The organism is Terribacillus saccharophilus, from assembly GCF_002272745.1.
In the GTDB taxonomy this organism is placed as follows: domain Bacteria; phylum Bacillota; class Bacilli; order Bacillales; family Amphibacillaceae; genus Terribacillus; species Terribacillus saccharophilus_B.
This window is the reverse complement of the sequence record NZ_NPBD01000007.1, coordinates 202469-228231: the sequence shown is the minus strand read 5'-3', so window position 1 is coordinate 228231 and position 25763 is coordinate 202469. Positions and strand designations below refer to the sequence as shown.

24 protein-coding genes and 1 pseudogene are annotated in these 25763 nt (G+C 43.1%); 11 read left to right on the top strand and 14 right to left on the bottom strand.

All coding sequences use genetic code 11. The annotated features are described in order from the left end of the window. Positions 1 to 8: 8 nt before the first annotated feature. Together CHH58_RS08405 and CHH58_RS08400 are read right to left on the bottom strand one after the other, a co-directional pair. Positions 9 to 725, bottom strand: coding sequence for a (Fe-S)-binding protein (locus tag CHH58_RS08405; protein ID WP_095227534.1), 717 nt, complete (start codon positions 723 to 725; stop codon positions 9 to 11). 123 nt (positions 726 to 848) lie between these two features. Beyond that, on the bottom strand, positions 849 to 1559 hold the full coding sequence (locus tag CHH58_RS08400; RefSeq protein ID WP_095227532.1) for a FadR/GntR family transcriptional regulator: 711 nt from the start codon (positions 1557 to 1559) through the stop codon (positions 849 to 851). A gap of 206 nt (positions 1560 to 1765) precedes the next feature. On the opposite strand from CHH58_RS08400, the gene CHH58_RS08395 reads away from it, so the two are divergent. Beyond that, a complete protein-coding gene (locus tag CHH58_RS08395) occupies positions 1766 to 2257 on the top strand; it encodes a MepB family protein (RefSeq protein ID WP_095227530.1) in 492 nt (163 codons plus the stop codon). Between the two features lie 25 nt (positions 2258 to 2282). On the opposite strand, the gene CHH58_RS08390 is transcribed toward CHH58_RS08395, so the two are convergent. Both CHH58_RS08390 and CHH58_RS08385 read right to left on the bottom strand, forming a co-directional pair. Continuing rightward, positions 2283 to 2915, bottom strand: a complete 633-nt coding sequence (locus tag CHH58_RS08390) for a pentapeptide repeat-containing protein (RefSeq protein WP_095227528.1) — start codon at positions 2913 to 2915, stop codon at positions 2283 to 2285. Between the two features lie 97 nt (positions 2916 to 3012). Further along, positions 3013 to 5019, bottom strand: a complete 2007-nt coding sequence (locus CHH58_RS08385; protein ID WP_095262367.1) for a YhgE/Pip domain-containing protein — start codon at positions 5017 to 5019, stop codon at positions 3013 to 3015. A 126-nt stretch (positions 5020 to 5145) separates the two neighbouring features. On the opposite strand from CHH58_RS08385, the gene CHH58_RS08380 reads away from it, so the two are divergent. Then, a complete protein-coding gene (locus CHH58_RS08380) occupies positions 5146 to 6063 on the top strand; it encodes a LysR family transcriptional regulator (protein ID WP_095262366.1) in 918 nt (305 codons plus the stop codon). A 462-nt stretch (positions 6064 to 6525) separates the two neighbouring features. On the opposite strand, the pseudogene CHH58_RS18920 reads toward CHH58_RS08380, so the two are convergent. After that, a pseudogene (locus CHH58_RS18920) lies at positions 6526 to 6831 on the bottom strand (nucleoside triphosphate pyrophosphohydrolase). Positions 6832 to 6851: 20 nt separating this feature from the next. Then, complete coding sequence (locus CHH58_RS08370) at positions 6852 to 7634, bottom strand: MurR/RpiR family transcriptional regulator (protein ID WP_095262365.1); 783 nt, start codon at positions 7632 to 7634, stop codon at positions 6852 to 6854. A 123-nt stretch (positions 7635 to 7757) separates the two neighbouring features. Here CHH58_RS08370 and pfkB point away from each other — a divergent pair, with 123 nt between their 5' ends. The 3 genes from pfkB to lacD are packed head-to-tail and all read left to right on the top strand — an operon-like array spanning position 7758 to position 11602. Beyond that, the gene (pfkB, locus tag CHH58_RS08365; RefSeq protein WP_095227520.1) at positions 7758 to 8696 is read left to right on the top strand and encodes a 1-phosphofructokinase; all 939 of its coding nucleotides are present in this window, start codon (positions 7758 to 7760) and stop codon (positions 8694 to 8696) included. Further along, positions 8686 to 10596: a fructose-specific PTS transporter subunit EIIC gene (locus CHH58_RS08360; RefSeq protein ID WP_095227518.1), complete on the top strand. Its 1911-nt coding sequence runs from the start codon at positions 8686 to 8688 to the stop codon at positions 10594 to 10596. Before pfkB ends, CHH58_RS08360 begins: the two co-directional genes overlap by 11 nt. Before the next feature lie 13 nt (positions 10597 to 10609). Then, positions 10610 to 11602 carry a tagatose-bisphosphate aldolase gene (lacD, locus tag CHH58_RS08355; RefSeq protein ID WP_095260263.1) on the top strand — a complete coding sequence of 331 codons (993 nt, stop codon included), beginning with the start codon at positions 10610 to 10612 and terminating at the stop codon, positions 11600 to 11602. A gap of 38 nt (positions 11603 to 11640) precedes the next feature. On the opposite strand, the gene CHH58_RS08350 is transcribed toward lacD, so the two are convergent. The 4 genes from CHH58_RS08350 to CHH58_RS08335 form a co-directional block, all read right to left on the bottom strand. Continuing rightward, positions 11641 to 12780 (bottom strand): M20 metallopeptidase family protein, encoded by a 1140-nt coding sequence (locus CHH58_RS08350; protein WP_095260262.1) that lies wholly within the window; start codon positions 12778 to 12780, stop codon positions 11641 to 11643. Between the two features lie 18 nt (positions 12781 to 12798). After that, entirely contained in the window at positions 12799 to 14214 is a 1416-nt protein-coding gene (locus CHH58_RS08345; RefSeq protein WP_095227512.1) for a YfcC family protein, read from the bottom strand. Positions 14215 to 14370: 156 nt separating this feature from the next. Beyond that, positions 14371 to 15408 (bottom strand): polysaccharide pyruvyl transferase family protein, encoded by a 1038-nt coding sequence (locus CHH58_RS08340; RefSeq protein WP_095260261.1) that lies wholly within the window; start codon positions 15406 to 15408, stop codon positions 14371 to 14373. A 199-nt stretch (positions 15409 to 15607) separates the two neighbouring features. Next, positions 15608 to 16162 (bottom strand): DUF3267 domain-containing protein, encoded by a 555-nt coding sequence (locus CHH58_RS08335; RefSeq protein WP_095227509.1) that lies wholly within the window; start codon positions 16160 to 16162, stop codon positions 15608 to 15610. 116 nt (positions 16163 to 16278) lie between these two features. Here CHH58_RS08335 and CHH58_RS08330 point away from each other — a divergent pair, with 116 nt between their 5' ends. Beyond that, positions 16279 to 17001 (top strand): DUF421 domain-containing protein, encoded by a 723-nt coding sequence (locus CHH58_RS08330; RefSeq protein ID WP_095232124.1) that lies wholly within the window; start codon positions 16279 to 16281, stop codon positions 16999 to 17001. 38 nt (positions 17002 to 17039) lie between these two features. On the opposite strand, the gene nhaC is transcribed toward CHH58_RS08330, so the two are convergent. Further along, positions 17040 to 18476 (bottom strand): Na+/H+ antiporter NhaC, encoded by a 1437-nt coding sequence (gene nhaC / locus CHH58_RS08325; protein ID WP_249275075.1) that lies wholly within the window; start codon positions 18474 to 18476, stop codon positions 17040 to 17042. A gap of 315 nt (positions 18477 to 18791) precedes the next feature. Further along, positions 18792 to 19502 (bottom strand): DsbA family oxidoreductase, encoded by a 711-nt coding sequence (locus tag CHH58_RS08320; protein ID WP_095227505.1) that lies wholly within the window; start codon positions 19500 to 19502, stop codon positions 18792 to 18794. A 170-nt stretch (positions 19503 to 19672) separates the two neighbouring features. On the opposite strand from CHH58_RS08320, the gene CHH58_RS08315 reads away from it, so the two are divergent. Continuing rightward, on the top strand, positions 19673 to 19894 hold the full coding sequence (locus tag CHH58_RS08315) for a YuzF family protein (protein ID WP_095227504.1): 222 nt from the start codon (positions 19673 to 19675) through the stop codon (positions 19892 to 19894). A 12-nt stretch (positions 19895 to 19906) separates the two neighbouring features. After that, complete coding sequence (locus CHH58_RS08310) at positions 19907 to 20803, top strand: manganese catalase family protein (RefSeq protein ID WP_095232122.1); 897 nt, start codon at positions 19907 to 19909, stop codon at positions 20801 to 20803. Positions 20804 to 20829: 26 nt separating this feature from the next. Here the strand turns inward: CHH58_RS08310 and CHH58_RS08305 are convergent, their stop codons facing one another. Next, positions 20830 to 22770, bottom strand: coding sequence for a glycoside hydrolase family 127 protein (locus tag CHH58_RS08305; protein ID WP_249275074.1), 1941 nt, complete (start codon positions 22768 to 22770; stop codon positions 20830 to 20832). A gap of 130 nt (positions 22771 to 22900) precedes the next feature. On the opposite strand from CHH58_RS08305, the gene CHH58_RS08300 reads away from it, so the two are divergent. The 3 genes from CHH58_RS08300 to CHH58_RS08290 all read left to right on the top strand — a co-directional run bounded on the left by CHH58_RS08300 (position 22901) and on the right by CHH58_RS08290 (position 24766). Beyond that, positions 22901 to 23767 (top strand): helix-turn-helix transcriptional regulator, encoded by an 867-nt coding sequence (locus CHH58_RS08300; protein WP_095262364.1) that lies wholly within the window; start codon positions 22901 to 22903, stop codon positions 23765 to 23767. Between the two features lie 25 nt (positions 23768 to 23792). Continuing rightward, positions 23793 to 24245: a MarR family winged helix-turn-helix transcriptional regulator gene (locus CHH58_RS08295; RefSeq protein WP_249275073.1), complete on the top strand. Its 453-nt coding sequence runs from the start codon at positions 23793 to 23795 to the stop codon at positions 24243 to 24245. A 239-nt stretch (positions 24246 to 24484) separates the two neighbouring features. Further along, positions 24485 to 24766, top strand: a complete 282-nt coding sequence (locus tag CHH58_RS08290; RefSeq protein WP_095262363.1) for a hypothetical protein — start codon at positions 24485 to 24487, stop codon at positions 24764 to 24766. Positions 24767 to 24992: 226 nt separating this feature from the next. Here the strand turns inward: CHH58_RS08290 and srtB are convergent, their stop codons facing one another. After that, positions 24993 to 25763 carry a class B sortase gene (srtB, locus tag CHH58_RS08285; protein WP_095232120.1) on the bottom strand — a complete coding sequence of 257 codons (771 nt, stop codon included), beginning with the start codon at positions 25761 to 25763 and terminating at the stop codon, positions 24993 to 24995.

Sequence of the window (25763 nt, the reverse complement as noted above, 5' to 3'; positions counted from 1 at the left end):
CCTCCCCCTTACCGACTATTTAGCACTTCAGCGATATGCATCACTTTGACCGGCTTGCCGCGGCGCTGCATTCTTCCCCCGATATTCATCAGACAGCCGCCGTCCGCTCCAATCAGATAGCTAGCTTTTGTTTCGGTTACCGAGTCTACTTTTTCATCAACCATCTGTTCTGAGATATTACCCATCTTCACGGAAAAAGTTCCGCCAAAGCCACAGCAATTCTGTGCATTCGGAAGCGATTTCATTTCCAGGCCCTCTACATGTGACAGCAGCTTCATCGGTGCATCCTTCACTCCAAGCAGCCGCGTCATATGGCAGGACGGATGATAAGTCGCAATTCCTTCCAATTTTGCCCCAACGTCCTCTATATTCAAAACATCCACGATGAACTCCGTCAGCTCATACGTCTTATCTGCCAGCTTTTCTGCACGCGGACGCCACTCAGGATCATCCCGGAATACATGCTGGTAATCCTTGAACATTGTGGCACAGGATCCTGAGGGTGTAACGATAACCTCGGCATCCTCAAATGTCGCAATCATTTTCTTCATCGCCTTTTTGGCATCTTCAACATACCCGGAATTATATGCCGGCTGTCCGCAGCATACTTGCCCCGTCGGAAACACAATTTCACAGCCGAGCCTTTCCAGCACTTCAACTGTGGCTATCCCCACATCAGACTGAAACATATCCACAATACATGTCGCAAATAGTGTAACTCTCATACCGCCACCCCACAGATATGGTCATCAGATGACCTGTATAATTTCTGCTTTCATCATACTACAACCGCTTACATTTTCCAACTCCTGTGTATATAAAAAGCCGCCCCTAGTCGGCGGCTCATCCTATTCCATATAGTTACGCAGTACTCCTTCAACATATTCCAAGTGCGCCACCATAGCCAGTCTTGCTTGCTCTGGTTGTTTCGCACGAATTGCATCCAGAATTACTTCATGCTGCTTATTCAATTCCTCGGGCGCTGCATCTTCTCCAAATAAACAGATCTGCCTTGTTTCGCGCATGGATTCCGCTGTTAAATCCGATACATGATGCATAAGACGGAGAAGCAGCTTATTGTTCGCTGCACGAGCAATAATCATGTGAAAAGCGAGATCAGCTTTCTCACCATTTTCCGGGTCCCCCGTATATGTCTTCATCTCCTCAAGTGCTTTTTCCATATGTTCCAAATCTTCCTCAGAACGGTTCAGTGCGGCAGATGCTACAATACCTGTTTCCAGTATATTACGAACCTCCATCAACTCTGCCCGATCCTCTCCACTCATGAGCAGCGCATGTTGAAGCGGATAAACAATTCCCTCTGGCTCAAACGCCTTCACGTAAGTACCCTCACCCTGCTTCATTTCTACTAAGCCCATCGCACGAAGTGTGGCCAGCGCTTCTCGTATCGCTGAACGGCCTACTTTAAAATTCTCAGCAAGCTGCGTTACGCTGTCGAGCTTCTCGCCGGGCTTTAAATCACCATTCTTTATTAAAGCAAGCAGCTCATCTGCTACTTGTTCATATATTTTCTTCGGTTTAATTTGGTTATATTTCATTGGGGTGTCACCTCTCTCTCATTATAAACGGAAACTTTCCTAAATATCATTATGTAATCAGGTCATTAGTGGATCACAATTATATTTTGCAAGTATCCGTTTTGAAGTTTATTATGCAAACTTAAGAATATGGAAATAAATGCTATCTGATTCTCGAAAAATATTGGTATACTCAAAGGAATGTACATAAACAAGGTGGGATTAAATTGTTATCTAAGTTGTTCATAGAAAGCATTGTTTCCAATCTTCATCTTTCTGAAATTACTAATGTAATTTCAGAAGATCATAATAAGGATTATGAGGGCATGTTGTTCCAAATTGAGAACCATAGCTATCGAAGCCGTTTAGCCAAAGCAACACCTAAAAAAAGAGGATACTTTGTAGTGTTTTGGGAAAAAGATGAAAATAATAAGAATCAACCTTATAGTTTTTCAGAAAGCCCTGATAAAGTTATCATTTCAATAATAGATCACAATTTGAAAGGTCAATTTATATTCCCAAAATCCACTCTATTAAAAAAAGGAATTTTGAGCAGTGAAACTACCAAAGGAAAGATGGCTACACGCGTATACCCTTCTTGGGAAAATGAATTAAATAAAACAGCTGCACAAACTCAAAAATGGCAGCACGATTATTTTATCGATTTATCAGATAACCCTAATAATCGAGACAGACTAGAGGATTTGTACTTCAATTAAAAAAGCTTCCCACTCGGGAAGCTTTTTACTTTATCACAAGTCCGATTAGTGACGCTAATTGGATTGCTTGATTAGGAGAAACGATACAGCCTTTCAAATTTTCAATAGATACGGTCAACTGTTGGAAACTACTTGTGCTCAGATCAATTCCTTTGAGAGCTGTCTGTTCAAAGTTCGCTTCATTCAAATCACAATCAGTAAACTCTATCCTTTTCATTCGGTTAGCATAGAAATCCGCTCCCTGCAGTCCACAGGATGAAAATATCACTTTTTCCATCTTGGATTGGCCGAATGAAACAAGATTCACCAATGAATTACGGAAAGAAACATTACCAAGACTAGACTCAGTCATATCGGCTCCAAGCATCTTACAGCCGTTGAATTCCACTCGATGAATGGAAGACTTACTCATTTTCACATTGGAAAAATCACAATTCTCGAACCGCACATCCAGCAGATCCATTCCGGTAAAGTCAGTATTGTTGAAACGACTATTGCGAATCACTACCTTCGACAATCGCAGCCGATCCACTGATTCATTCGCAAAATCTGCTTGCTGCACCTGACACATTTCCAATTCTGGTTCTTCTTCAAAGAAGATATCGTGCATCCTTTTTTCAGGCAATTCCATCGCTAATTTCGGTTTATCAATCTGCATGATCTCTATCCTTTACTTTGGATTCATTCCATTTGCTGTTTACAGTCTATCATACGGTGTCAATAGAAAAAGCCCGCCTTAAAAGGCGAGCTCTCCATCAAGCTGCTTCCAGCTCATTCTCTTTTTTCGGTCTGTGCTGCAGATGAGAAACAATCCATCCAATAACACCGACAACAACTAGATAAATCAACAGATCGACAAGCTGATTACCTAGTACCGACCAGTCACCGAGCGTGATTGCTTCTTGCAAACTATGCAAGGAATGTGCCATCGGCAAGTATTTACCGACAGATGCTAATGCAGACACAGACAACTCACTTGGGAAGGTTCCGCCACAGGTTGCCAGTTGAACAACTAGCAGCACAATGGACAGCAATTTCCCTAAGTTGCCGAATAACGTCACAAGCGTAAGAATGATTGTCATGACCGTCATAGACACGACGATACTGGACAAGAAGAACAATGGAATACTCTTCACATCAACTTGGAATCCGAACAAGAAGATCAAATCGAGTATTACGGCTTGTACAATTGCCACAACATACACCAGTGTCAGTTTACTGAAGAATTGTACCGTACCGGATACTTGCATATCCTCTCTTCTGCCAAGCGGCAGAATGTTAGCCGCCATCAAACCACCAACAAACAAGGCAAGTGACAAGAAGTACGGCGCAATGCCAACACCATAGTTCGGTACATCTGACAACTGTTTTTCAGTCAGCTTAACTGGATCAGCGAACATAGTAGTCAGTGCATCACTTGACTGGATGTTACTTGTTTTCTCAGCCGCATCTTTTAGGCTAGTCGCAAGCTCATCAGAACCATCGGATAGCTTACTCATACCGTCGTCAAGCTGTGCTGCTCCATCTGAAAGTTCGTTTGTACCAGAAGCCAGCTGCGTTGCACCACTCTGCAAGGATCCGAAGCTTTTTGAATAATCGTCAAAGCCATTATTCAAATCTGCTGCGCCGCTAGCTAACGTATCTGCTCCGCTGACAGCAGACCCTAGTTTCTCGCTGAATGTATCCATACCATCCGCTAATTTCTGCTCACTTCCAGCCAGCTTATCTGCACCTTCACCGAGCTGCTGCTGACCATCTGCTAATTTAGCAGATGAGTCCGTCAGCTGATCAGATGCTGCCACTATTTGCTGGAATGTCTTATCATCTTTAAGCTCTGGATGTTCTTTCATATATGATGCAACCAGTTTGCTCAAGTCCTCAGATCCAGACGTGAACGAGTCCTGGCTATCCGAAAGCTTATCACTTTGAGCTTTCCAATCTGCCAAGCCATCAGCTATCTTATCTGTATTTGTCTGTAAGGAGGATGCTCCTTCATCCAATTGACCTAAACCGCTCGCCAAATCAGATGCACCTGTATGCAGACTGCCAATACCGTCAGAAAGTTTGCCTTCAGCACCTGCCAGCTTATCTGCACCGTCCGCTAAGTCTGACGCACCAGTCTTCACATCACCGATACCATTTTGCAGATCTTTCATTCCGCTCTGCTCATCTGTAATCCCTTTGTTGAGATCACCTGCTCCATCACCGGCATCTTGCAATCCGGTTGCTACTTCATGGAAGCTTGTGAACACACTGTCAGCATACGATTTCGTAATACTGCTAGCCAATTTTGTTTTCATTTCCTCCATCGCAGAAGAACTGATCTGTGCAGCTACAAAGTTTTTTCCTGGATTGACTTCATAAGTAAGCTCCGCTTGTTCGGGTTTGTCATCCATCAAGGTTGTCACTTTCTCAGAAAAGTCTTTTGGGATGGTCACTTTCATATAATACTTGCCATCATCCAGTCCGTCTTCTGCCTTCTGGTCTGAAACGAAATCGAAGTCCAATGCCTTGCTTTTCTTCAATTCTTTAATAAAATCATCACCTGCATGCATTTCTTCCCCATCCATGCTGGCGCCATCGTCTTGGTTAACCACTGCCACCGGTAAATCTTCGATATGACCATATGGATCCCAGTAGCCGCCGAGGAACAACGAAGCGTAAATGACCGGAATAATCAACAAGAAAATAAGTGCAATTCGCCCGTGCTTATGCTGAAACATCCGCTTTATATCAAAAAAGCCTAATTTTAATCCTTTCATAATTTCCCTCACCTTTACTTTGTGAAATATTGAGCATCTAAATAGCATAACGGCTCTGATGCATAATGTATAATATATATATCATTATAGATAATAGCTTTTAGACTATCCGAAAGAAGGATGAACGTGGAATTACTACAGCTGCACTACTTTAAAAAAGTTGCCGAACTAGAGCATATGACACATGCTGCAGAAGCATTGAACATCGCACAGCCCTCACTCAGTAAAGCAATCAGCCGGTTGGAGGAGGATTTAGGAGTAAAGCTTTTCGAGCGATACAACAGGCAAATTAAATTGAATGAAAACGGCAGGATATTTCTCCGGCGCGTTGATGCCGCCCTTCATGAGCTACAAGAAGCACGGCGGGAGCTGAGTGAATTCAATCAAAAAACAGATCATACGATTCGGCTTTCTGTCACTATTCCACGTGTATTGCCTGATTTGATCAGTGGATTCTTAGGAGACGAACCTCAAGTCCATTTCAAACAATACGTGCAATCCGTACCTATAATGACGGAAAAGCTACGTAGCGGCGAACTCGATTTCTGCATCTCCTCTGTTCCTATACAAGCTGAGGATATCAAGTGGCAGCCGCTCATGACAGAAGAAATATTGTTGATTGCTCCTCCCCGTCACTGGTTAGAAACAAAAAGCCATATATCACTATACGAGCTTCGTAATGAAGCCTTTATCAGCATGAATGAAGGCTATGGCATTCGGAATTTAACAGACAAGTATTGCCAGCTAGCTGGTTTCCAGCCTCATATTGCCTTTGAAGGAGACGAACCCGGTGTCATTGGAGAACTGGTAAACAAGGGCCTAGGTATAGCTTTCATTCCCTCCGTTTCATTAATCGGAAATAAAACCGCCCACTTACCTGTCATTCGCCTGCAGGATCCTATCTGCGAACGTACAATAGGCTTGGCTTGGTCCACCAGAAGATATCTTAGTCCAGTTGCAGAGAGATTTCAGATTTTCTTATCTGATTACTTCAAGACCCTAGAAAAAGAACTGCGAAAAACTGCAGCCCTACTAAGCAGCTAATGAAGAAATACAGGAGTTACTGCTCGGACAAATGAGAATAGACGATAGCCCATGAGGGAATGCATCTAATAAGCATGGGATACACATCACTGAAGAGATGATCACTCAATTGCACACGTACAAAAGTTAGAAACGCATTGCTTCTCATCCACGGGGAAGCAAATCTTCGCTGCCCAGTCAGCCAAGCGGATGAAATGTACATGGTACTTAAGCGCTGGGATAAAACAACGAAACTGATCAGATACCCAGATGCTGAAGAACGGCAAGCCTTCTTATCGGGTTGATTTGCTAGAGAATATCAGAGCTCTAATAAAAAGGACTCAAGCTCTAATCAGCTGGAGTCCTTTTTATAATTTCGCACTCTACACGCTCAGCCCTGCCAATTGCAGATACTTGCTTAGATGCCTGGAAAAAGAATGATATTTGTATCCCAATTTATAATTCATAGTATCTGCCCTAAGACTATTTACTAACTTCTATCAAAAAGATTTTCTCATTAAATCCGCCGCACTCTTCTTTCTTTTGCTTACGCACGCCTTCTATATCTTCTAGTGATATGTCCTTTGCTCCAAGCAGCGCATGCAGTACTCCAATAAATCAGCCGCTTCTTCTACAACCTCGTTATGTTCTTTTGCTTTCCTCTAACAGCTTTACTTTTAATTCTTCCACATACCTATCTTGATCAAGCACTGTAGTCTTAGGTACTTTCCCTGCTTGCTGAATTATCGCTGGAATATTATCTCGTACAAGCTTGTTATATATTGGCATACATCTCTCCCTTCTGTAAATTAGGACTTTCCTGCACGAATAGCATAAGCATCTAGCAGTATTCTCGAAATCACCTGAAGCGGAAGTCTCGACCTAACCTCATAATCCGGGAAATAAGATGTTTCTGACTTATAGCCAGTTAGTGTTAATTCAGCTAGCGATGCAAGCGGACTGTTTTTGTTACAAGTCAAGGCGATCATACTTGTATCATTTTGCTGACAGCTTTTTGCCGCATCCACTAGTTCTTCGGTATACCCGTTCAGCGAAACAAAAATGACTAAATCCCCTTCTTCCAGCCTCTTACTTTTCGTCCGAATAATATTTGGATCATCATGCAGCTCTGCATACTTATTCAACAGCTGCAGTTTCACTTCCATTTCCTTTGCGATCAGCTCCGAAAAACCTCTTGCGAATAATATAACGCGCTTGCTGTGACGAATTTTTTGTACAGTATCTTCTATTAACCCGCTATTCAGTATTTCGATTGTTCGCATCACCTCTTGTTCATTCTTTAAGATGGCATCTTTTATTTCTTCATCCACTTGCTCAATAATTGAAAAGTTTGGGTTCTGATCATTCTCATCCTTCAGCCGGATTTTAAAATCGGTAAACCCGTTATAACCAAGTTTTTTCATTGTACGAACAATGGTAGCCGTGGAAACATTAGCATCTTCACTTAACCGTACGATAGATAACTTAGGAATTGTATTAAGATTCTCCCTTATATAGCGGATTAGATAAAGCTCCGCCTCACTCATTTTCTCTGTATGTCGGCTGACCCGCGTCAGAAAGGCCTCATTCATGACGATTCCCCCGTGTAAACGTTTACTAATATTGTAGCGAAATCAGTGAATGTTGAAAACATTTACATCGAAAGGCATGCCATAATTAATTTGTAAGAAAAACACAGATAGGCAGTGATGCGGATGATTTATACATGCACGATGAATCCAGCGATCGATCTTTTCTCAGAGTTTACCTCTTTTGATCCTTTCGTCGTAAACAGAAGCATATTTGAAGAGTATCAGCCGAATGGAAAAGCCATCAATATATCATTTATGTTGAAGAAGCTTGGCATTTCTAATATGGCAACCGGATTCCTAGGCGGTTTTACCGGAGATTTCATTGAACAAGAGCTTGAAGCCTCCGGAATTGAAACCGCATTCATAAATGTAGATGGGATAACTCGTATTAATACTTTCGTCCGTTCAGAGAGCTTGGAATACAAAGCGGTTAACAGAGGGCCTGTCATTTCAAGGGAGGCACAAGAGCAGCTGCTTGAACAAATAAAGAAGCTTAAGAACGGTGATTGGCTATTTGTTTCGGGCAGCCTTCCTCGCGGTGTTGACGATCAGATTCATCTCGACATTGCCCGAATTGCCCAACAGCAAGGAGTCAAGCTGGTTCTTGATATCAGCTCCCCGGTGTTACTGGACTGCCTTGCATATGAGCCTTATCTTATCAAACCAAATGATGAAGAAATAGCAAATTGGTTCAATCTTTCCGATCATACAGATCAGGCAGAACTGCAAAAAGCTGCCGAACAGCTGCTGAAGCGAGGTGCTCAGCGTGTCCTCTTATCTTGCGGCGCGCAAGGTGCCCTGTACTGTGACAGCACACAGGAGTTAGCTGTCAATGCTCCTTCAGGCAAGATAGTGAACACTGCCTGTGCTGGTGACACGATGCTTGCTGCATTTGCCGGCAAATTAATGCTAGGAGATTCCGAGGAAGAAGCTTTGGTTTATGCAACAGCTGCTGGCTCTTCCACAGCTTTCACATCAGGTTTATCTGATCTTAATGATATTCCTTACTTAGCAAGTCAAATTCAATTAAATAGAAAATGGGGTGTTAAGCATGACGTATAGAATTATTGCTGCAACCGGCTGTCCTACCGGTATTGCCCATACTTTTATGGCAAAAGAAGCCTTGGAAGAAGCTGCACGAAAACGCGGCATCTCCATAAAAGTAGAAACACATGGTCAGGACGGTATACAAGGCGCACTGACACAAGCTGATATTGATGCAGCAGATGGCGTCATCATCGCTGCTGACAAAGATGTAAATCGAGATCGCTTTGTTGGTAAACGGGTTGTCAATGTGGCTGTCAGCAAGGGAATCAAAGAGCCAGATAAGTTGCTTGATAGCATCATCAACCAGACAGCGCCTATATATAAAGATGGACAGCGTGCTGCTTCAGCAGGCAGCTCCGAACCGCAGCAAAAAGAATCTGTTATACGCAGTATCTACGTATCCCTCATGAACGGTGTCTCTCATATGCTTCCGATTGTCGTAGCAGGCGGTGTCATGATTGCCATCTCTCTCATGTTCGGTATCCACTCTGCTGACCCAGAAAGCTCGCAGTATAACGAGTTCGCTTATTATATGAACACAATTGGCGGCATTGCCATGAACCTGATGGTACCGGTGCTATGTGCTTATATTGCTGAATCGATAGCCAAACGGCCTGGTCTGATTATCGGTTTCATCGTCGGGATGATAGCTTTCACGAATGGTACTGGTTTCTTGGGCGGTATTATCGGCGGTTTTATGACCGGTTATATCATTCTCGGACTAGGTTACTTGTTCAAAGCTCTGCCAAAACAGCTTGATGGCTTGAAATCGATTTTCCTATTCCCTGTCTTCGGTATTTTCATTGCCGGCTTTGCAATGTGGTTCATTTCAGCTCCGATGGGTTGGATCAACCAAGCAATGATGGATTTTCTAGCAAGCTTCCAAAACTCCAATCCAATTGTATTAGGACTTATTGTAGGAATTATGTGCGCATTCGATATGGGTGGCCCAGTTAATAAAGCAGCTTACGTAACAGGAACTGCACTGCTGTCTGATGGAAACTACTTCTTCATGGCAGGTGTATCAGCTGCTTGTATCGTTCCGCCGATCGCTACTGGCTTCGCAACGCTATTTGCCGGTAAAGCTTACAGCACAAGTGAGCGCAGTGCAGGACTGGTCAACTTCCTGCTGGGCTCTACGCATATCACAGAAGGAGCCATTCCATTTGCAGCGAAAAAGCCGCTAAAGGTCATTCCGTTTCTAATGATCGGTTCCTCTATCGCAGCAATTTTGACTTACGTATTTAAAGTACAGGTACCAGCTCCACACGGCGGATTTATCGTGCTCCCAATCGTTACACATCCTTTCCTTTGGATACTGGCCATCCTCGCTGGTGCAGTTGTAAGCGGCTTCTTGATTGGAATGGATCAAAAGCGTACAGCTGCTAAAAACAAAGTGAAGGAAACACCTATTGCTGAGACAGCAGCTGTTACAGAAAAAACAGCTTTACCAGTACAAGATATCAGTCAGATTATGTCTCTCGACACAATCAAGGTGGATGTGAAAGCAGCTACTCAAATAGAAGTATTTCAGCAAATCGCTGAAACAGCGAAGCAGCACGGTATCATCACAGATCCAGGCGCTATTGTAGATGGCTTTCTCCAGAGAGAAAAAGCAAGTACAACCGGCATGGAACAAGGTATCGCTATCCCCCATACCGAGCGCAGTGAAGTTCTGAAACCAGCAATCATCATCTTTAAGCTGGCTGACGGAGTCGAATGGAAAGCATTAGATGGGCAGCCAATCCGAATCGTGATTAGCATGCTCATCCCAGCAGGAACTGCCTCCAATCATCTGTATTACTTATCAGAGGTTTCTAAAATGCTGGTACATCAGGAAACGATCGATCAGTTGCATCATGCGACTAACTCAGAAGATATTCTTGCCCTTTTTTCTACTAAACTATCTGCTTAAAGGAGCTGCTAAGATGTTAAATTTAACACCTGCTAAACGAGAAGCACTTGAAAGACTATCAGACGAAAATGGTATTATTGGCGCCCTCGCCATTGATCAGCGAGGCTCCTTAAAAAAGATGCTGCAACAGGAAAGCACGAATGACCAGGGAGACGATACAATTGTATCTTTTAAAGAACTGATTTCTGAGGAACTCACACCATATGCGACTTCTATCTTGCTGGATCCTGAGTATGGTTTGCCAGCCGCACAGAAACGTGATAAAAGTGCCGGTTTGCTACTTGCTTATGAAAAAACTGGCTACGATACGACTCAGCCGGGACGCATGCCAGATATTCTCGATGACTGGTCTGTTCAGCGAATTAAGGCACAGGGTGCAGATGCAGTGAAATTCCTTTTGTATTATGATGTAGATGAAGATCCAAGCATTAACGAAAAGAAGCATATCTTCGTGGAACGTCTCGGATCTGAATGTCAGGCAGAGGATATTCTTTTCTTCTTGGAGCTCGTCTCTTATGACGCGCACAATGATGATGTAAAAGGTCGGGAGTACGCTAAAGTAAAACCGCATAAAGTAAATGAGATGATGAAGGAATTCTCAAAATCTCAATACAAGGTGGATGTGTTAAAAGTCGAAGTTCCAGTAAACATGTCCTATGTAGAAGGATTCTCTGAAGAAACACCTGTGTACTCCCGCGAAGAAGCACAGCGCTATTTCAAAGAGCAAAGCGAGGCAACTGATTTGCCATTCATCTTCTTGAGTGCAGGCGTTAGTGCTTCCCTTTTCCAAGAGACGTTACGTTTTGCAAAAGAAGCAGGTTCCAGCTTTAACGGTGTATTATGTGGCCGGGCAACCTGGAAGGATAGCGTAGCCATCTTCGGCCGTGACGGTGAAGATGCAGGAAAACAGTGGCTGCAGCAGGAAGGCAGAAAAAATGTAGAAGCGTTAAATGAAGTATTAAAACAAACTGCGACATCCTGGAAACAGGCTGAAATACTCGCATAAAAAAGGAGCATATGGGCTATCCCATATGCTCCTTTTACTTATTGATTTAAAATAAACTGCTGGAACACCTTGATCGCATCCCCAAACACATCTTCATCAATTTCAAACTTCGGATGGTGATGTGGATACTGACTCTTCTCTCCTTGCATACCGACCTTTACGAATACCCCCGGGATCTCCTGTAAGTAGTAGGAGAAATCTTCAGAGCCCATAACTGGCTCCAATTCTTCATAGCGTTCTGCACCGAATGTCTTCTGCAGCAGCTCTTCTGCAAAAGCTGCTTCTTTTTCATCATTGATAAGCGGCGGTGTGCCAATGATGAAGTTAACTTCCGCTGTAGCACCAAATGATTCACAAATGCCTTTTGTCAGCTTGACAATCTGTTCTTGGATCGTCTGTACTGCTTCTGTAGAGAAGGAGCGCATCGTCCCGATGATTTTAGCTGAATCTGGAATGACATTGTATGTGTTGCCAGCTTCGATCTTCCCAACAGAAATGACACTAGCGTCCATTGGATTCAGTTTACGGCTGACAATGCTTTGCAGCGCTTGAATCACATGTGTTGCGATATAGATCGGATCTACAGTTAGATGCGGCGTAGATGCATGTCCGCCAGAGCCTTGAATCTTTATTTCGAAATCATCGACAGATGCCATCATGGCGCCAGGACGAGTGCCGAATTGGCCCTTTTCCAGACCAGCATCGACATGGATGCCATAGATGCTGCTGACGCCTTCTAATGCACCTTCTTTGATCAGCTTATCTGCACCGCTCGGAGACGCCTCTTCAGAGGATTGGAATAAAAGCACGACGTTCGGCTCCACTTCCTCTTTATGCAGCGTCATCCACTCTGCTACAGCAAGCAGGATAGCTGTATGCCCATCATGTCCGCACATATGGGAAACCCCGTGATGCTTGGAGATATAAGGCTTGTCCCCTTCTTCTACAATCGGAAGTGCATCCATATCTGCACGAAGCGCGATTGTCTTATCTCCTTTTGTGCCTTTCACATAACCGACTACACTTGGCGGCTGAAAATCTAGAATCTCGATGCCTAGCTTTTCCAGTCTGTTACGTACGTATTTACCTGTCTCGTATTCTTCTCCTGATAGTTCTGGGTATTGGTGAATATGCCGGCGATCTTGGATTGCCTGCTCTACTAATTTCTCTAATTCCATAATCTATTACTCCTTCTATTAAAACGGTCCGTATTGAATTAATTGAGCTATGATAAGAGCGATAATGGCAATGCCGATTTGAATAAGGAAGAATGGCAGGAACCATTTCACCCATTTTCCATAGCCGATACCCGCGATTGCAAGCAATGCGATAATATTGCCTGTTGGCAAGATCGTATTGGAGATACCGTCTCCAAACTGATAGGCAAGTACAGCTGTCTGTCTCGTAACACCAATCATATCAGACAATGGCGCCATAAGCGGCATTGTTAAAGCAGCTTGTCCGCTTCCGGACGGAACGAAGAAATTGATGCCCATCTGCAGGAACAGCATACCAACTGCAGATAGTGCAGCCGGAATCATTCCAAGCGCGTTGGAAGCATGATACAGTAGCGTGTCCATCATACCTGAAGTATTGAAAATAACTAAGATGGCCTGAGCAAATCCGATGATAAGCGCCCCGCCAAGCAGGTCTTTTGCTCCGAGTATGAAGTTATCTGCAATACCAGAGAAAGAAATTCCTCCGAGAATACCCATAACCACGCCGAACAATAGGAATAATCCAGCGATCTCTGTAATATACCAACCATATTTCAATACACCAATAATCAATACTACGTAATTGATCAAGAAGGCTGATAGTACCAGCTTGTGACGAGTAGTCAGCTTCTGTGTCTTGTTAAGCGCGGAAGTATCAGCTTTTCTGCCGAACTTTCCGTATTCTCCAAGCTCTGGGTTCTTTTTCACTTTACTCGCATAACGCATTACATAGAAGACAGCTGCGAGATATAGGATAACGAAAAGAACAATCCGGAAACCGATTCCGGAGAAAGTTGGCAGTTCAGAAATACCTTGTGCAATCCCGACTGTGAACGGGTTCATGACTGCCGCCGTAAATCCAACACCTGCACCGAGTACAACAATCGCAAATCCGGTCAATGCATCAAATCCAAGCGCTATAGCCATCGGGGCTAAAATTGCGACATATACGATTGTTTCATCTGACATTCCCATTAGTGCGCCTGCCGCTGCAAAGAACAGCATCAATACAGGGATAAGCAGCTTCTCTTTATTCGCCATCTTTCTCGACAGCATATAAATAAAAGCATCAAGTGCTCCAGTAGCAGTGAAAATCCCAAATGCTCCACCGACAATCAAGACGAAGAATATAATATTGGCACCATTCACCATACCGGTATGAATGCTATTAAATATGCCGAGAAGACCGACACTTTCTCCATCAATGTAATGGAATGTTTCTGGAAGGATGACACTGCGGCCATCTTGATCCACTCGGTCATACGCTCCGCCTGGAATAATATATGTTAAAATTGCTGCCACGATAATGAATGCAAAGATCATGACGTAAACGTTAAAATGCTTTGGTTTCTTTTTCTTAGCAGCCTGCTGCTGCGAATCTTGTAAGCTGTTCATCTGGCTGTACTCCTTTAAGGACGAATCTTCGTTGTATATTGTTTAATAAATATACAACGATTCATATAATAATACAACCGTATATTAATAAAATTTATGGATTGATTATGCACTGGATATAAAAAAAGCTAGAATCCTAAGATTCTAGCTTTTCCCTTAGCTGCGGAAGAAGTCCACCAACGGTATAAAGTCTTTGCGCAAATCCACTTCATTTGGTTCTGCCTTCATCAGTTTCTCTACCATCTGTTCCAACAACTCCACGTCTTTGGAATCTGTATACTCAACAAAGTTGATAGAGTCAAGCCAGTCGCGATAGGAGTGCTTCGCTTTACCGTAGCTATTCCCGAAAACAAGACAAGGTGTTTTCGTGATGATGGAGAAGACCATCGCATGCAAGCGGTCAGTAATAATTAATTTTTTAGAGCTGATCAGATCAAGCATCTCGATAAAATGCTTCTCTCTGTCTGCATAATCAATGTTTGGTACGATGTTTTCATCGAGAACTGTATCTGTACGATCAACAGATCCAAATTTCTTTGTCCATTTCATTAGCTCGGAAACAAAGTCTTCTTCCATCACCTTTTCTTTATCAGCTCTCAGGAAGAACATAACTCCTTCCCGCTCCTGCTCACGCGGAACAATATCGAGAGACATTACCATATCAGGTGTGTACATTACTTCAGAATCGAATGTATTCCTTACTACATCCAATGTTTGCGATTCTCTGGCAGCAATGACCAGATTTTTGTTTTGATGATATGCTTCCTGGGTCTTCTTTTTCTCCTGCTCACCATGCTCATTGTCTTCGAAGAATACAGACTGCGGCATGGAGATGGATTTATAATCCTTGAAAGCAGCGAAGACCTTCCGGCGATCTTCTTCTATATCCAAGTACAAGCTGCCTAGATTTCCGCCGCCTGTGAACATGACGATATCATCTTCCTGGATGATATCTTTAACAAACTCAATCCCCTCATCTGTCGCATAGTCCATTATTTCAATGTACTCGTAATAAGGGAACCGGCTTTGGATGAATTTCTCGATACTATAGGCGATTGCCTGGTCTCCGATATTTGTATAGCTCGGCGAACCGAATAGGAATACCTTACGTTTATCATTAGTAAAAGCTTCCGGCGAAACATTCGGCCCGATGCCTTTTGCAATATTAGTTGTGTCAATTGGTTGTATCGTCATATTAAACGCCTCCTAAGCAATGCTTCTTTGTCCATACTCTTCAATACCCCGAATCAAAAGAATTTATGCCTAAGCAGCGTCTCAATTTTTACCATTTACTATTCGTTCGCATCTAAATATACCTGTTTATTCCAACGATCCTGGTAAACGTAACCCAACAAGCCATTACGCTCAGAAATCTTATAATTACGTAAGACCGTCATCTTGTTTTCTCGCTCTCATCAGCGCTGTCTGTATAAATGAAGTAGCCGACCTTTGTTGGATGGTCCTTTACGAACTGGCTTGCTTTATACTTCCTCAAGCTGCGGAATATAAGCCAATCACCTATGCCTCCAGCTGTCAGGATCACTGAAACAGCAAGAAGTACTCCATTTCCGACGATATACGAAATTAATAATGGAAGCAGTCCTGTAACGATTACCGGTAAAAGCAAAGAAACACGGTATGCACTTACTTTTATAGGTTCCATGCAATGTGCATAGGCAGCTCCGTCTTTCCAGGAAAAGCCGTATTTAACCTGGCTGTACCTTACTCTCCCAAATACAATAAAGCCGATTCCATGAAGGAGCTCGTGCAGAACTATACCAATTAACATGAGCAGAAAAGTGACGGCAATCATAGGTAAGCTTATATAAAATTCAAATCCATGAATAATAAAATAAATAAAACTGGCTGTAAGCATCAATCCAAATGTCAGGTATGTCGCTTGCTTTTGCAATTTCCTCATATCAAATAATACTTCTCGTTTTTGCATGTTAAACACCTCCCCAGCTCTTACGTATCAGTGACATTTTCGTTTCAATAAATTGGGATATACAGTTTGCCATCAAAGCTGACTGGCAAGGCTAAATGGTAGAAAGGAGCATCTTTATGACGGAACTTATACACGATAATTTGATTGTCCTCGCTCGGATCATTACCATCATTCCACTCATGCTAGCGGTTACTTTGTTCATGGGGAAACGAGCAATAGGTGAAATGCCAGTCTTTGACTTTATGATCATAGTTATATTAGGGGCACTCGTCGGCGCTGATATCGCTGATCCAGAAATAGAACATTTTCCCACAGCCGTTGCTATCATCCTCATCGGTCTATTTCAAAAGGCTATCGTGAAGTGGAAGATCTCTAATCGTAAAATTGGCAACCTGCTTACACTCGGCCCTACTATCGTTATTCAAGACGGGATTTTACTTTATGAAAATATGAGAAAAATCCAATATTCTATCGACAATATATTGTTCATGCTGAGACAGAAGGACGTTTTTGATGTACGTGATGTAGAAACAGCAATAGTCGAACCAAACGGGACACTTAGTGTCTTAAAAAAACCGAATAAACTGCCTGCAACAAGGGAAGATTTGAAGCTTCAGCAGCATCCATCAGCCATTGCCTTTCCTGTCATTTCGGATGGTTACATCCATAACGATACCTTGACCCACTTCAATTTGGACGAAGAATGGCTAAGAAAGCAATTGGCTGAGCAAAACATCATTGGTATGAATCAAGTATTCTTCGCATCCATGTCACATCCAAACAGCCTTCATATTAGTTTGAAGGATAGGAAGCTGAATGTTCCGCCAATCAAACATTAAAAAGAGCACTACCCTGTCAAGGTAGTGCTCACTTCTTATTATGCTTCTGCTACTTTTATTTTTGTATCTTTTTTCTTGTTCGGCTGTTTCTTTTCCTTCATTGTCAAACCAGTAATTCCGTAGAACAACGTGAAGATCGGCGTGATGAAGGCAAGGAAACAGAATGGCAAATAGGTCACTGTTGCAATACCAAGAGCACCCGCAGTATAAATACCGCCGCCGGTCCAAGGAACAAGCGGTGCTCCCTGTGTGCCTGTATCCTCCAGGATACGGGACAGGTTCTCAGGCTCTAAGTTCAATCTATCAAAGATTGGCCGCATCAGCGTACCGCCCATGACCGTCGAGAAATACACCGAGCCGCCAACTGCAAGCATGACATAACTGACGATGACAGTAACCACCGTTAATACACCTGTGTGCTTAATCTTCATCGCGAAGGAAGCTATCAATGCTTCAAGCACACCTGCATCAGCCAGCATTCCGCCCACACCGAGGGCAAATAGGAATAATGCAATCAGCTCAAGCATACTCGTTAATCCGCCACGCTGCAGCAGCTCATCAACGACAGGAATACCAGATTCCACAGCATAGCCACTATAGAATGTAGCCAACGTGTCTACAAAACTGAATCCTTGATAGAAGATGGCGATAATCCCGCCAACTGCAGCCCCTGCGAATATAGCTGGGATAGCTGGTTTTTTCATCATCAGTAAGGTAATCAGCACAACAATCGGAATCAATGGAACGATCCCCAAATTAAAATTATCAGCCAAGTATGATGTCAGCTGATTCACTTCACCTGAGTCAGAACCATTGCCATGGTAGCGCAGTCCTATGAACGTAAAGATACCTGCGGTAATAATATAGGACGGTACTGTCGTCCAAAGCATATGCTTGATATGGCGGAACAATTCACCGCCAGTTACAGCAGGTGCCAGGTTAGTCGTATCGGATAATGGAGACATCTTGTCACCGAAGAATGCACCACTGACGATTGCTCCGCCTGTCAAACCTATCGGAATACCGAGTGCCGTCCCGACACCCATCATAGCAACACCGGCTGTACCGACCGTTCCCCAGCTAGTACCTGTTGCAACAGATACAAGGGAACAGAACAGCAATGTCGTCACCAAGAAGAACTGCGGTGTAATTGCTTGCACGCCATAATATATCAAAGTAGGCACCGTTCCGGATGCGATCCATGCACCGATTAAAATGCCGACGGTCAGCAAAATGATTCCTGGCATCAATGCCTTACTCATAGATTTGACCATGGATTTCTCTATCTGCTGATAGTTGAATCCCAGCCCCATCATATAAGGGATGATGACTAGCATGCTGATAAACATCAGTATTTGAATCGGTGCATCAAAAGCCAAAATTCCAACTGATACTACTGCCACAATCGATAACAGCATCATTAATGCATACATAAAAGATGGTTTCTTAACAGTTTTTTTATTATCGGTTTCCAACCAACCACTCCTTCAGCCAGAGGCTGTATATTTGCTGAACGTATAATAACTTTGTTTACCTACCCGTTCAGCTCTTTCTTAAAACTCACTTCTATAATGCTACAGCATATCTATATTGGATGAAAACGGCATTAGTCGCAGTTATACTGCATAGACTCCGTTCAGTTTGACAGACACGAAGATACGTAGCGTGTTCTTAAATATGCTCCAATATGATGCTATATCTTCCGTTTAATAGCCCTCATCACTTTGAAAACCCCTCCTTCGCTTTTCCAGTACATAAAAAAAGACCTGCATCCCTGCAGGTCTTTTTTCTTATATAGAACAGTTATCGTCTGTGCACACACCAGCATTACCAGATCCGAAATCTTTAAACTTCGGTTGTTCGTTCTCTTCTTTCCACACCTGATTCAAAGCGCCAACGAATGTTTCCATCGGCTGCGCACCAGAGATTGTGTACTTATTATTCAGGATAAAGAAAGGAACACCTGTGATGCCGTATTGCTGCGCCATCCGTTCGTCACCTCTTACCTCATCCAAGTGAAGTGATTCATTATCCAAAATCTCCGTTGCCTCTTTGCGATCCAATCCAGAAGCTTCTGCAACATCCAGGAGCGTTTCTTTATCACTAAGGTTCTTTGATTCTGTGAAGTACGCATACAACAGATTCTCGGTCATAGCTTTTTCTTTGCCTTTTGTTTCTGCAAATTTAGCCAAGCGATGTGCATGCAATGTATTCGTCGGCTTCATTTCATCAAAGTTGAATGTAAGCCCAACTTCAGCTGCATGCTGCCCGATTTGCAGGTTGTTCACCTTCGCCTGCTCGATTGACATGCCGTACTTCTCTGAAAGTGCTTCGTGAATACTTTTTCCATTGTACACTCCAGCATGCGGATCCAGCTCAAAGCTCTTAAACTCTATTTCTACACTATCCTTGTGCTCGAATTGTTCTAGCGCAAGTTCCAGCCTTCGTTTACCTATATAACAGAAAGGACAGACAAAATCTGACCATACTTCAATTTTCATCGTGACACCCCTTTTCACATTAAAATGATTTTAGCACAGAGCCGGCAATCCACAAAAATAGATGCTTGTAATTAGCATCATCGTATTGTACCCATTTATGAAGAATATGCATGGGGACATCCTTCATCCGCATAGAGTATAGCGTTTCTACCTATAAAGGAGCGATCAGCATGAATCAACCTCAGCAGACAACCTATGTGAGCAGCGTCGATCCATATGTGTATCAAACGTTACAAGGAGTCAGAACCAAGCAAATTGTTGTAGAAACTGTGCGCGGTTCTGTTACAGGAAAACTGACAACAGTGCGACCAGATCATATTGTCGTCGAGTCGGGCGGGTCATCCTTTTTTATCCGTACTGCTCAAATTGTCTGGGTTATACCAAGAGGATAAGGAGGAAAGCAGATGATCAAACGCGAAAACAGACTCGCCATCGATTTACCTATACCGGAACACGGCGATCCAAACGCTGCTGCTGCCGTTCAGGAGCTGCTCGGCGGAAAGTTCGGCGAAATGTCGACCTTAAATAACTATATGTATCAATCATTCAACTTTCGTAACAAAAAGAAGCTGAAGCCCTTTTATGATTTAGTTGCAAGTATCACAGCAGAAGAATTTGGACATGTGGAGCTTGTTGCCAATACGATTAATCTCTTATCCCGCGGCAATACATTCTATACCGGCGATCCTGATGTTACGCCTCTAAGAACTGGTAAAGACAGTCGTAATACATATCACTTCATCGCTACAGCACAAACTGCATTGGCCGGAGACTCGATGGGCAGACCTTGGACAGGTGATAATGTATTTTCCAGTGGGAATCTCGTACTGGATCTACTGCATAACTTCTTTTTGGAATGCGGTGCTAGGACTCATAAAATGCGCGTCTATGAAATGACAGAACACGAAACAGCCCGGGAAATGATCGGGTACTTGCTCGTGCGCGGCGGTACGCATGTATTGGCGTATGCTAAAGCATTAGAGATAGCCACAGGTGTGGATGTTTCCAAACTAGTTCCGATTCCGGATCTATCCAACACCAAGTTTGACCATGCTCGTAAATTCGAGCAGCAAGGACTCGGAAATATCCTATTCACCTGGAATGACATGGGAGAATATGCAGACATCCGAAAAATATGGAAAGGAGAAAATCCGGAGAACGGCAGTCAGCTTGTTGTCAAGCAAGGTTCGCCGCGCGGAGGCCCGATTCCGGATCTCGAGGAGTTGCCGGAGGAATTCGCTCCTGGAATCGACCGGGATGACTATGCCCGGATTGCAAAGCGATTAATGGAGAACTTATAAGGCTGCCGTTATTTGGCAGCCTCTTTTTAATTTTCATGTGTCCAAATACGCATCTCTCCAGCTTGTCGGTTACACCAGGAAAAATAAGGGATAGCACGTAATCTTACAGGCTCCAAAGCAGGCGCATGACTCTGGTATAGTTCTTCTGATTCTGATGCTTTGAACCCGTCTGCCTCTAAAATCACGACTCCGTTTAACAAGTCTTTCTCAAACGCTGCAGTGATTTCGCTCTCCCGCAGAATCCTCAATCCAGCAAGACTCTTACCGTTGTCCACTTCCTCCAGACAGTAGATGATCGGTCCGCGCTGCAAGGCAACCTGCCCTTGATTCATTCCAATTTTCGTATTGCTGTATACACGCATCACTGGCAACGGCAGAAACAGCTCAACCTGATCACCGCTCTCCCAAATTCGGTCTAATACAAGATAACCATTCACCAAATCATCAGCCGCAACAGCCTCTCCATTGACGGAAGCCGTCGCACTCTCACACCAGCCAGGAATCCGAAAAGCTAGCTTGAATATTCCTTTTCCCTCTACCGTCACGCTAATTCCAGCATCCCATGGATACTGATGACTTTGTGTCAGCTTAACAGGCAGCTCTTTTATCTTTGTTTCCACACTACCTGCAATATAGAGATGTGTATATAAGGTATCCTCTGTCTGCGTATACGCGTAGTCCTCAATGGATGCAATCAGTCGAGCAAGATTCGGCGGACAGCACGCACAGGCAAACCATTTCTGCCGCTCTTGTTTTACATGCTCCTGATCCTTACGCCCAGCTTGGTACGTATTCACCTCCAGTGGGTTTACATAAAAGAATCGCTTACCATCCAAGTCCATCCCGCTGATTGTTCCATTGTAAATTGCCCGTTCCAGCACGTCCGCATATTTCCTATCTGGTGATAGCAAAAGCATCTGCTTTGCCCAAAAGACAAGTCCGACAGATGCACATGTTTCACAATACATACTATCATTTGGCAAATCGTATGCATCTGTAAATGCCTCCCCATTAACAGCTGAGCCGAGACCCCCTGTTATATACATTTTCCGGTTCGTCACATCATCCCATAAGGCACCACATACCGCTTGCAGCTCTGCATCATTTGTCCGCCGTGCGAGATAGGCCATAGCTGCATATAAATACATCGCTCGCACGGAATGTCCGACTGCTTCCTGCTGCTGCCGCACCGGAAGATGTGCCTGCATATAGGCATAACCGAGTCCAAAATTGGTATTCTGGTCATTCCACGTTGGTGGGGCACCTAGGGATTGGCGCTGCTCTTTTTCCATATCGAAGTAATGCGGCTCCTGCCCGCGCTGCTCGATGAAATATGCTGCTAGTTCCAGGTGCTCGCGCTTACCTGTTGTATCGAATAACCGAAGCAATGCCAGCTCGATTTCCGGATGCCCCGAATAGCCTTGCAGTTTTCCATCTTCTCTTCCAAACGTACTCCGGATCAGTTCTACATAGTCCTCCACAATATCCAGGAATGCACGTTTACCAGTCGTTTCATAATAAGCAACTGCTGCTTCAATCAAGTGACCTGCACAATACAGTTCATGGTTATCTCGTAAATTCGTCCAGCGATTTTCAGGCTCCACGAGCATATAGTAGGTGTTCAAATATCCATCTTCCGCTTGCGCTCTTCCCATTAACGATATGACATCATCCGCCGCTTCTTCCAATTCTGAATCTGGAAAGCTACGTAAGCTATAAGCGACCGTCTCCAGCCATTTCGCTACATCACTATCTTGAAAGACAGTGCCAAAATAGTCGCCCTTTGCTTCCCCCGCCACAATGCGGAAATTTTCGATAGCATGGCTCGGAGCGGTATCCGGAAGCTGATCATTCAGCGCTTTCCATTGATACGGAATCACCTGTTCAGCTACAAGCTGCTTATAGTTCGACCAGAATGCATCTTCTACAGTCACTTTTGGGTTCATATTCACACTTGAAATCCACATATCGCACACTCCTCCTGCACATTTAAGTTAAGCGTTTTCAAAGTAAAGCTTAGCATCTACAATAGAAGTGATATAGAACCAGATTCAACTTCGTTTTACACTATTTCACCCAAAAGGCGGCGACACGGAAATGGAGAAATCCTATCTATCATTCTCAGCTCCACCACTGCCATATTTCGTGGAAGGAAACAGTACGACATTTCACAAAGGACAGCAGCATCCTGCGCGAAGAAACCTAGGATTCTTCGATATCATCCTCGTTCGAGAGGGCACTTTATGCATTGGAGAAGAAGCATTGAAATGGAATATTGCTGCCGGTGAAGCATTAATTCTTGAACCGAACAAGTATCATTATTCAACAGCTCGCTGTGCATCAGATACCACATTCTATTGGCTGCATATGCAAAGCCCATCTTACTGGATGGAACAGTCTGCTTGCACCAATATCTCGTCAACTGAGGCGATAACGTCGCTGCATTACCATACAGAGCAAACAACAATACATCTGCCGAAATATCAGCACATACCGCACCGGCATGTCCTGTACGATACGGTAGAAAATCTGCTGCAATCCACCACGCAGCCACGCTCCTTCGCTTTTTGGGAAACACAGCAATTGTTCATGCAAGTACTGCAGCACCTGTCTTATAATCCAATGCCACAGCACACATCACTGCGATTAGCTGAACATGTTGAGATGTATATCAAGCAGCACTATAACGAACACATCACAAATGCAACACTGGCAAAGCACTTTCACGTACACGAAAACTACTTGGTCAGATGTATGAAACAAGCTTTCGCTTGTACTCCGCTTGCTTATTTAGCCGCTTACCGCTTACATCAGTCACGCCTGCTGCTTTTAACAACTGACTGGTCTTTACAGCAAATAGCGGAAGAAGTGGGTTTTACAAGACAAGGTTATTTCTCGAAAAGCTTCAAAGCGAAATACGGCTTATCACCAAGCCAGTACAGACAGGACATGAGTAAAGCCTAGCTAACATCTTTGCAGGTACGCTATAATGCAAGTAACAAATACACAGCTAGGCAGTGATAGCATGACAGAAAAACATACGACAGCTGATATAGAAAACATCATGAGCTCCATACTTGGTATCCAGCAAAAATCAAGAGCATTCATCAATTTGCTGACAGAAGGCGAAGCACTCTCCGAGAACCATTTACTCCTTTTGCTCCAACTGAAGCTTACAGATGGCATGAAAGTCACTGCTATCTCTGATCTTTTTCACATTACGCCGGGTGCAGCTACATCCATGTGTGACAGAATGGAAAAAATGGGTCTTGTGGAACGAAAACGGGAAGATAAAGACCGAAGAGTTGTAATGATGGTTCTTACCGCAGATGGCCACTCCAAAGTCGAAGACCTTTTCTTGAAATTCCAGTCAAAAAAACTGCAGGAGATGACTACGGTCCTGAAAGAAGTAAATGCTTTACTGCAAAAAATCATTATCTGAAAAAGATCTCCGAGCTGGAGATCTTTTTTTATGCCTATTGACAGGACAGCAAACAATATACTTTAATTGTAATATGTTTTAAAAGTTAAAATATATTACAATTAAAGTATAAGGAGTGAACATTCTCTACAAAACAAAATAGCCCCGCCGTCTTTCCACTGCAACCAAGCTTGAGACCAGCAATACATCAAGTATCACGCGTTCATTTATGTTCACAAAATGACAAGGAGATGAAATAGATGCTGAAGTATCCTAAATCACTTCGTTTGTTATTATTGTCACCGGCCATTCTTGTGTTTTCTATTCTTTATGGCGGATTTATCACCGTCATCGTTCTCACCTTATTAGCCGGTTTTTTAAACACATTTGGTTTCGAACAATTTCAAATGTTCATCTGGCACAATATGGAACTTCCTGCTGCATGGAGTATTCCTTTTGCAATTGTCGTGTCCGCCTTGCTTGCCTATCTAACCATACACGTTAAACACGTCTTATCTTATCTTCTGGGTCTGGTGAATTAACATGGTCTACAACCACTTCTCCTTCCCAATGCATACAACAAAAACGATACCTCCTGACACCAATGATCTACCTGCCCATGCAGAATCCGACAGCAGCATCAAAACCAAGACCAACAATAGTGATAGAACTGATGATGAAGATCTATAACGCAGCAGAAAAAAAGAAAGGAGCGATTTTACTCGCTCCTTTTAGTAAAAACCGATTGCCTGTGCTTCGAGCAGGATCTCAATTAGTCTTCGTTAATTTCCCGTGCAGCACTAACCTGCCATCTTCCGGATCCTGCAAATCATTACATGTAGATAAGGTAATAATGTTATCCTTTTCTGTCACTTGGATGTCTGTCTGTATTTTAGATTTTTCTTTTATTACTCCTAAAAAATCCATGTATTCTTCATCATTAGAAAACTCGGTTTCAATGTAATTAAAATCTGTAGTTGTGACATATACTGAGAAAACTTCTACTTGATAGCTATCATAAATCGTATCAAATTCAAATTCTTTATGTTGAGAGAAGAAATCCTCATCTAAAAACTTATCCAGTTGCCCAAACATCGAACCGTCTTTCATCTGATGACCGTAAATAATTGTTTGTCTATTCAGGGATTCTGCTTGATTTCGAAAATCCATAAAGATACTGCCTGATTTAGATATATCCTCTTTATAATTCCGATTTAAATAGTGATTGTTATCGGAACTTTGTAGTATAGGATAGTCTATTTTTGTATCATCAATTGTTAACCAGCCCACTATACTAGGATTGATGTCTAAGAGATTTTGAAATTGCGGACGTACTGGATTTTCAGAAGCTACTGCTTTGCTTTCTTGAAGATTGCCTTTATACTGCTCTTGGATTTCCTTCATTACTTGTTCACTTTGAACATACTCAAAGCCAATTCCCCCTAACTTAATAAGAGAAAATAAAAACACCGCTAAACAAGCAAGAAGAATTATCCTTTGTGGCCAACTCATTTTTTTCTTTTCCTTTTTCTTCATGAT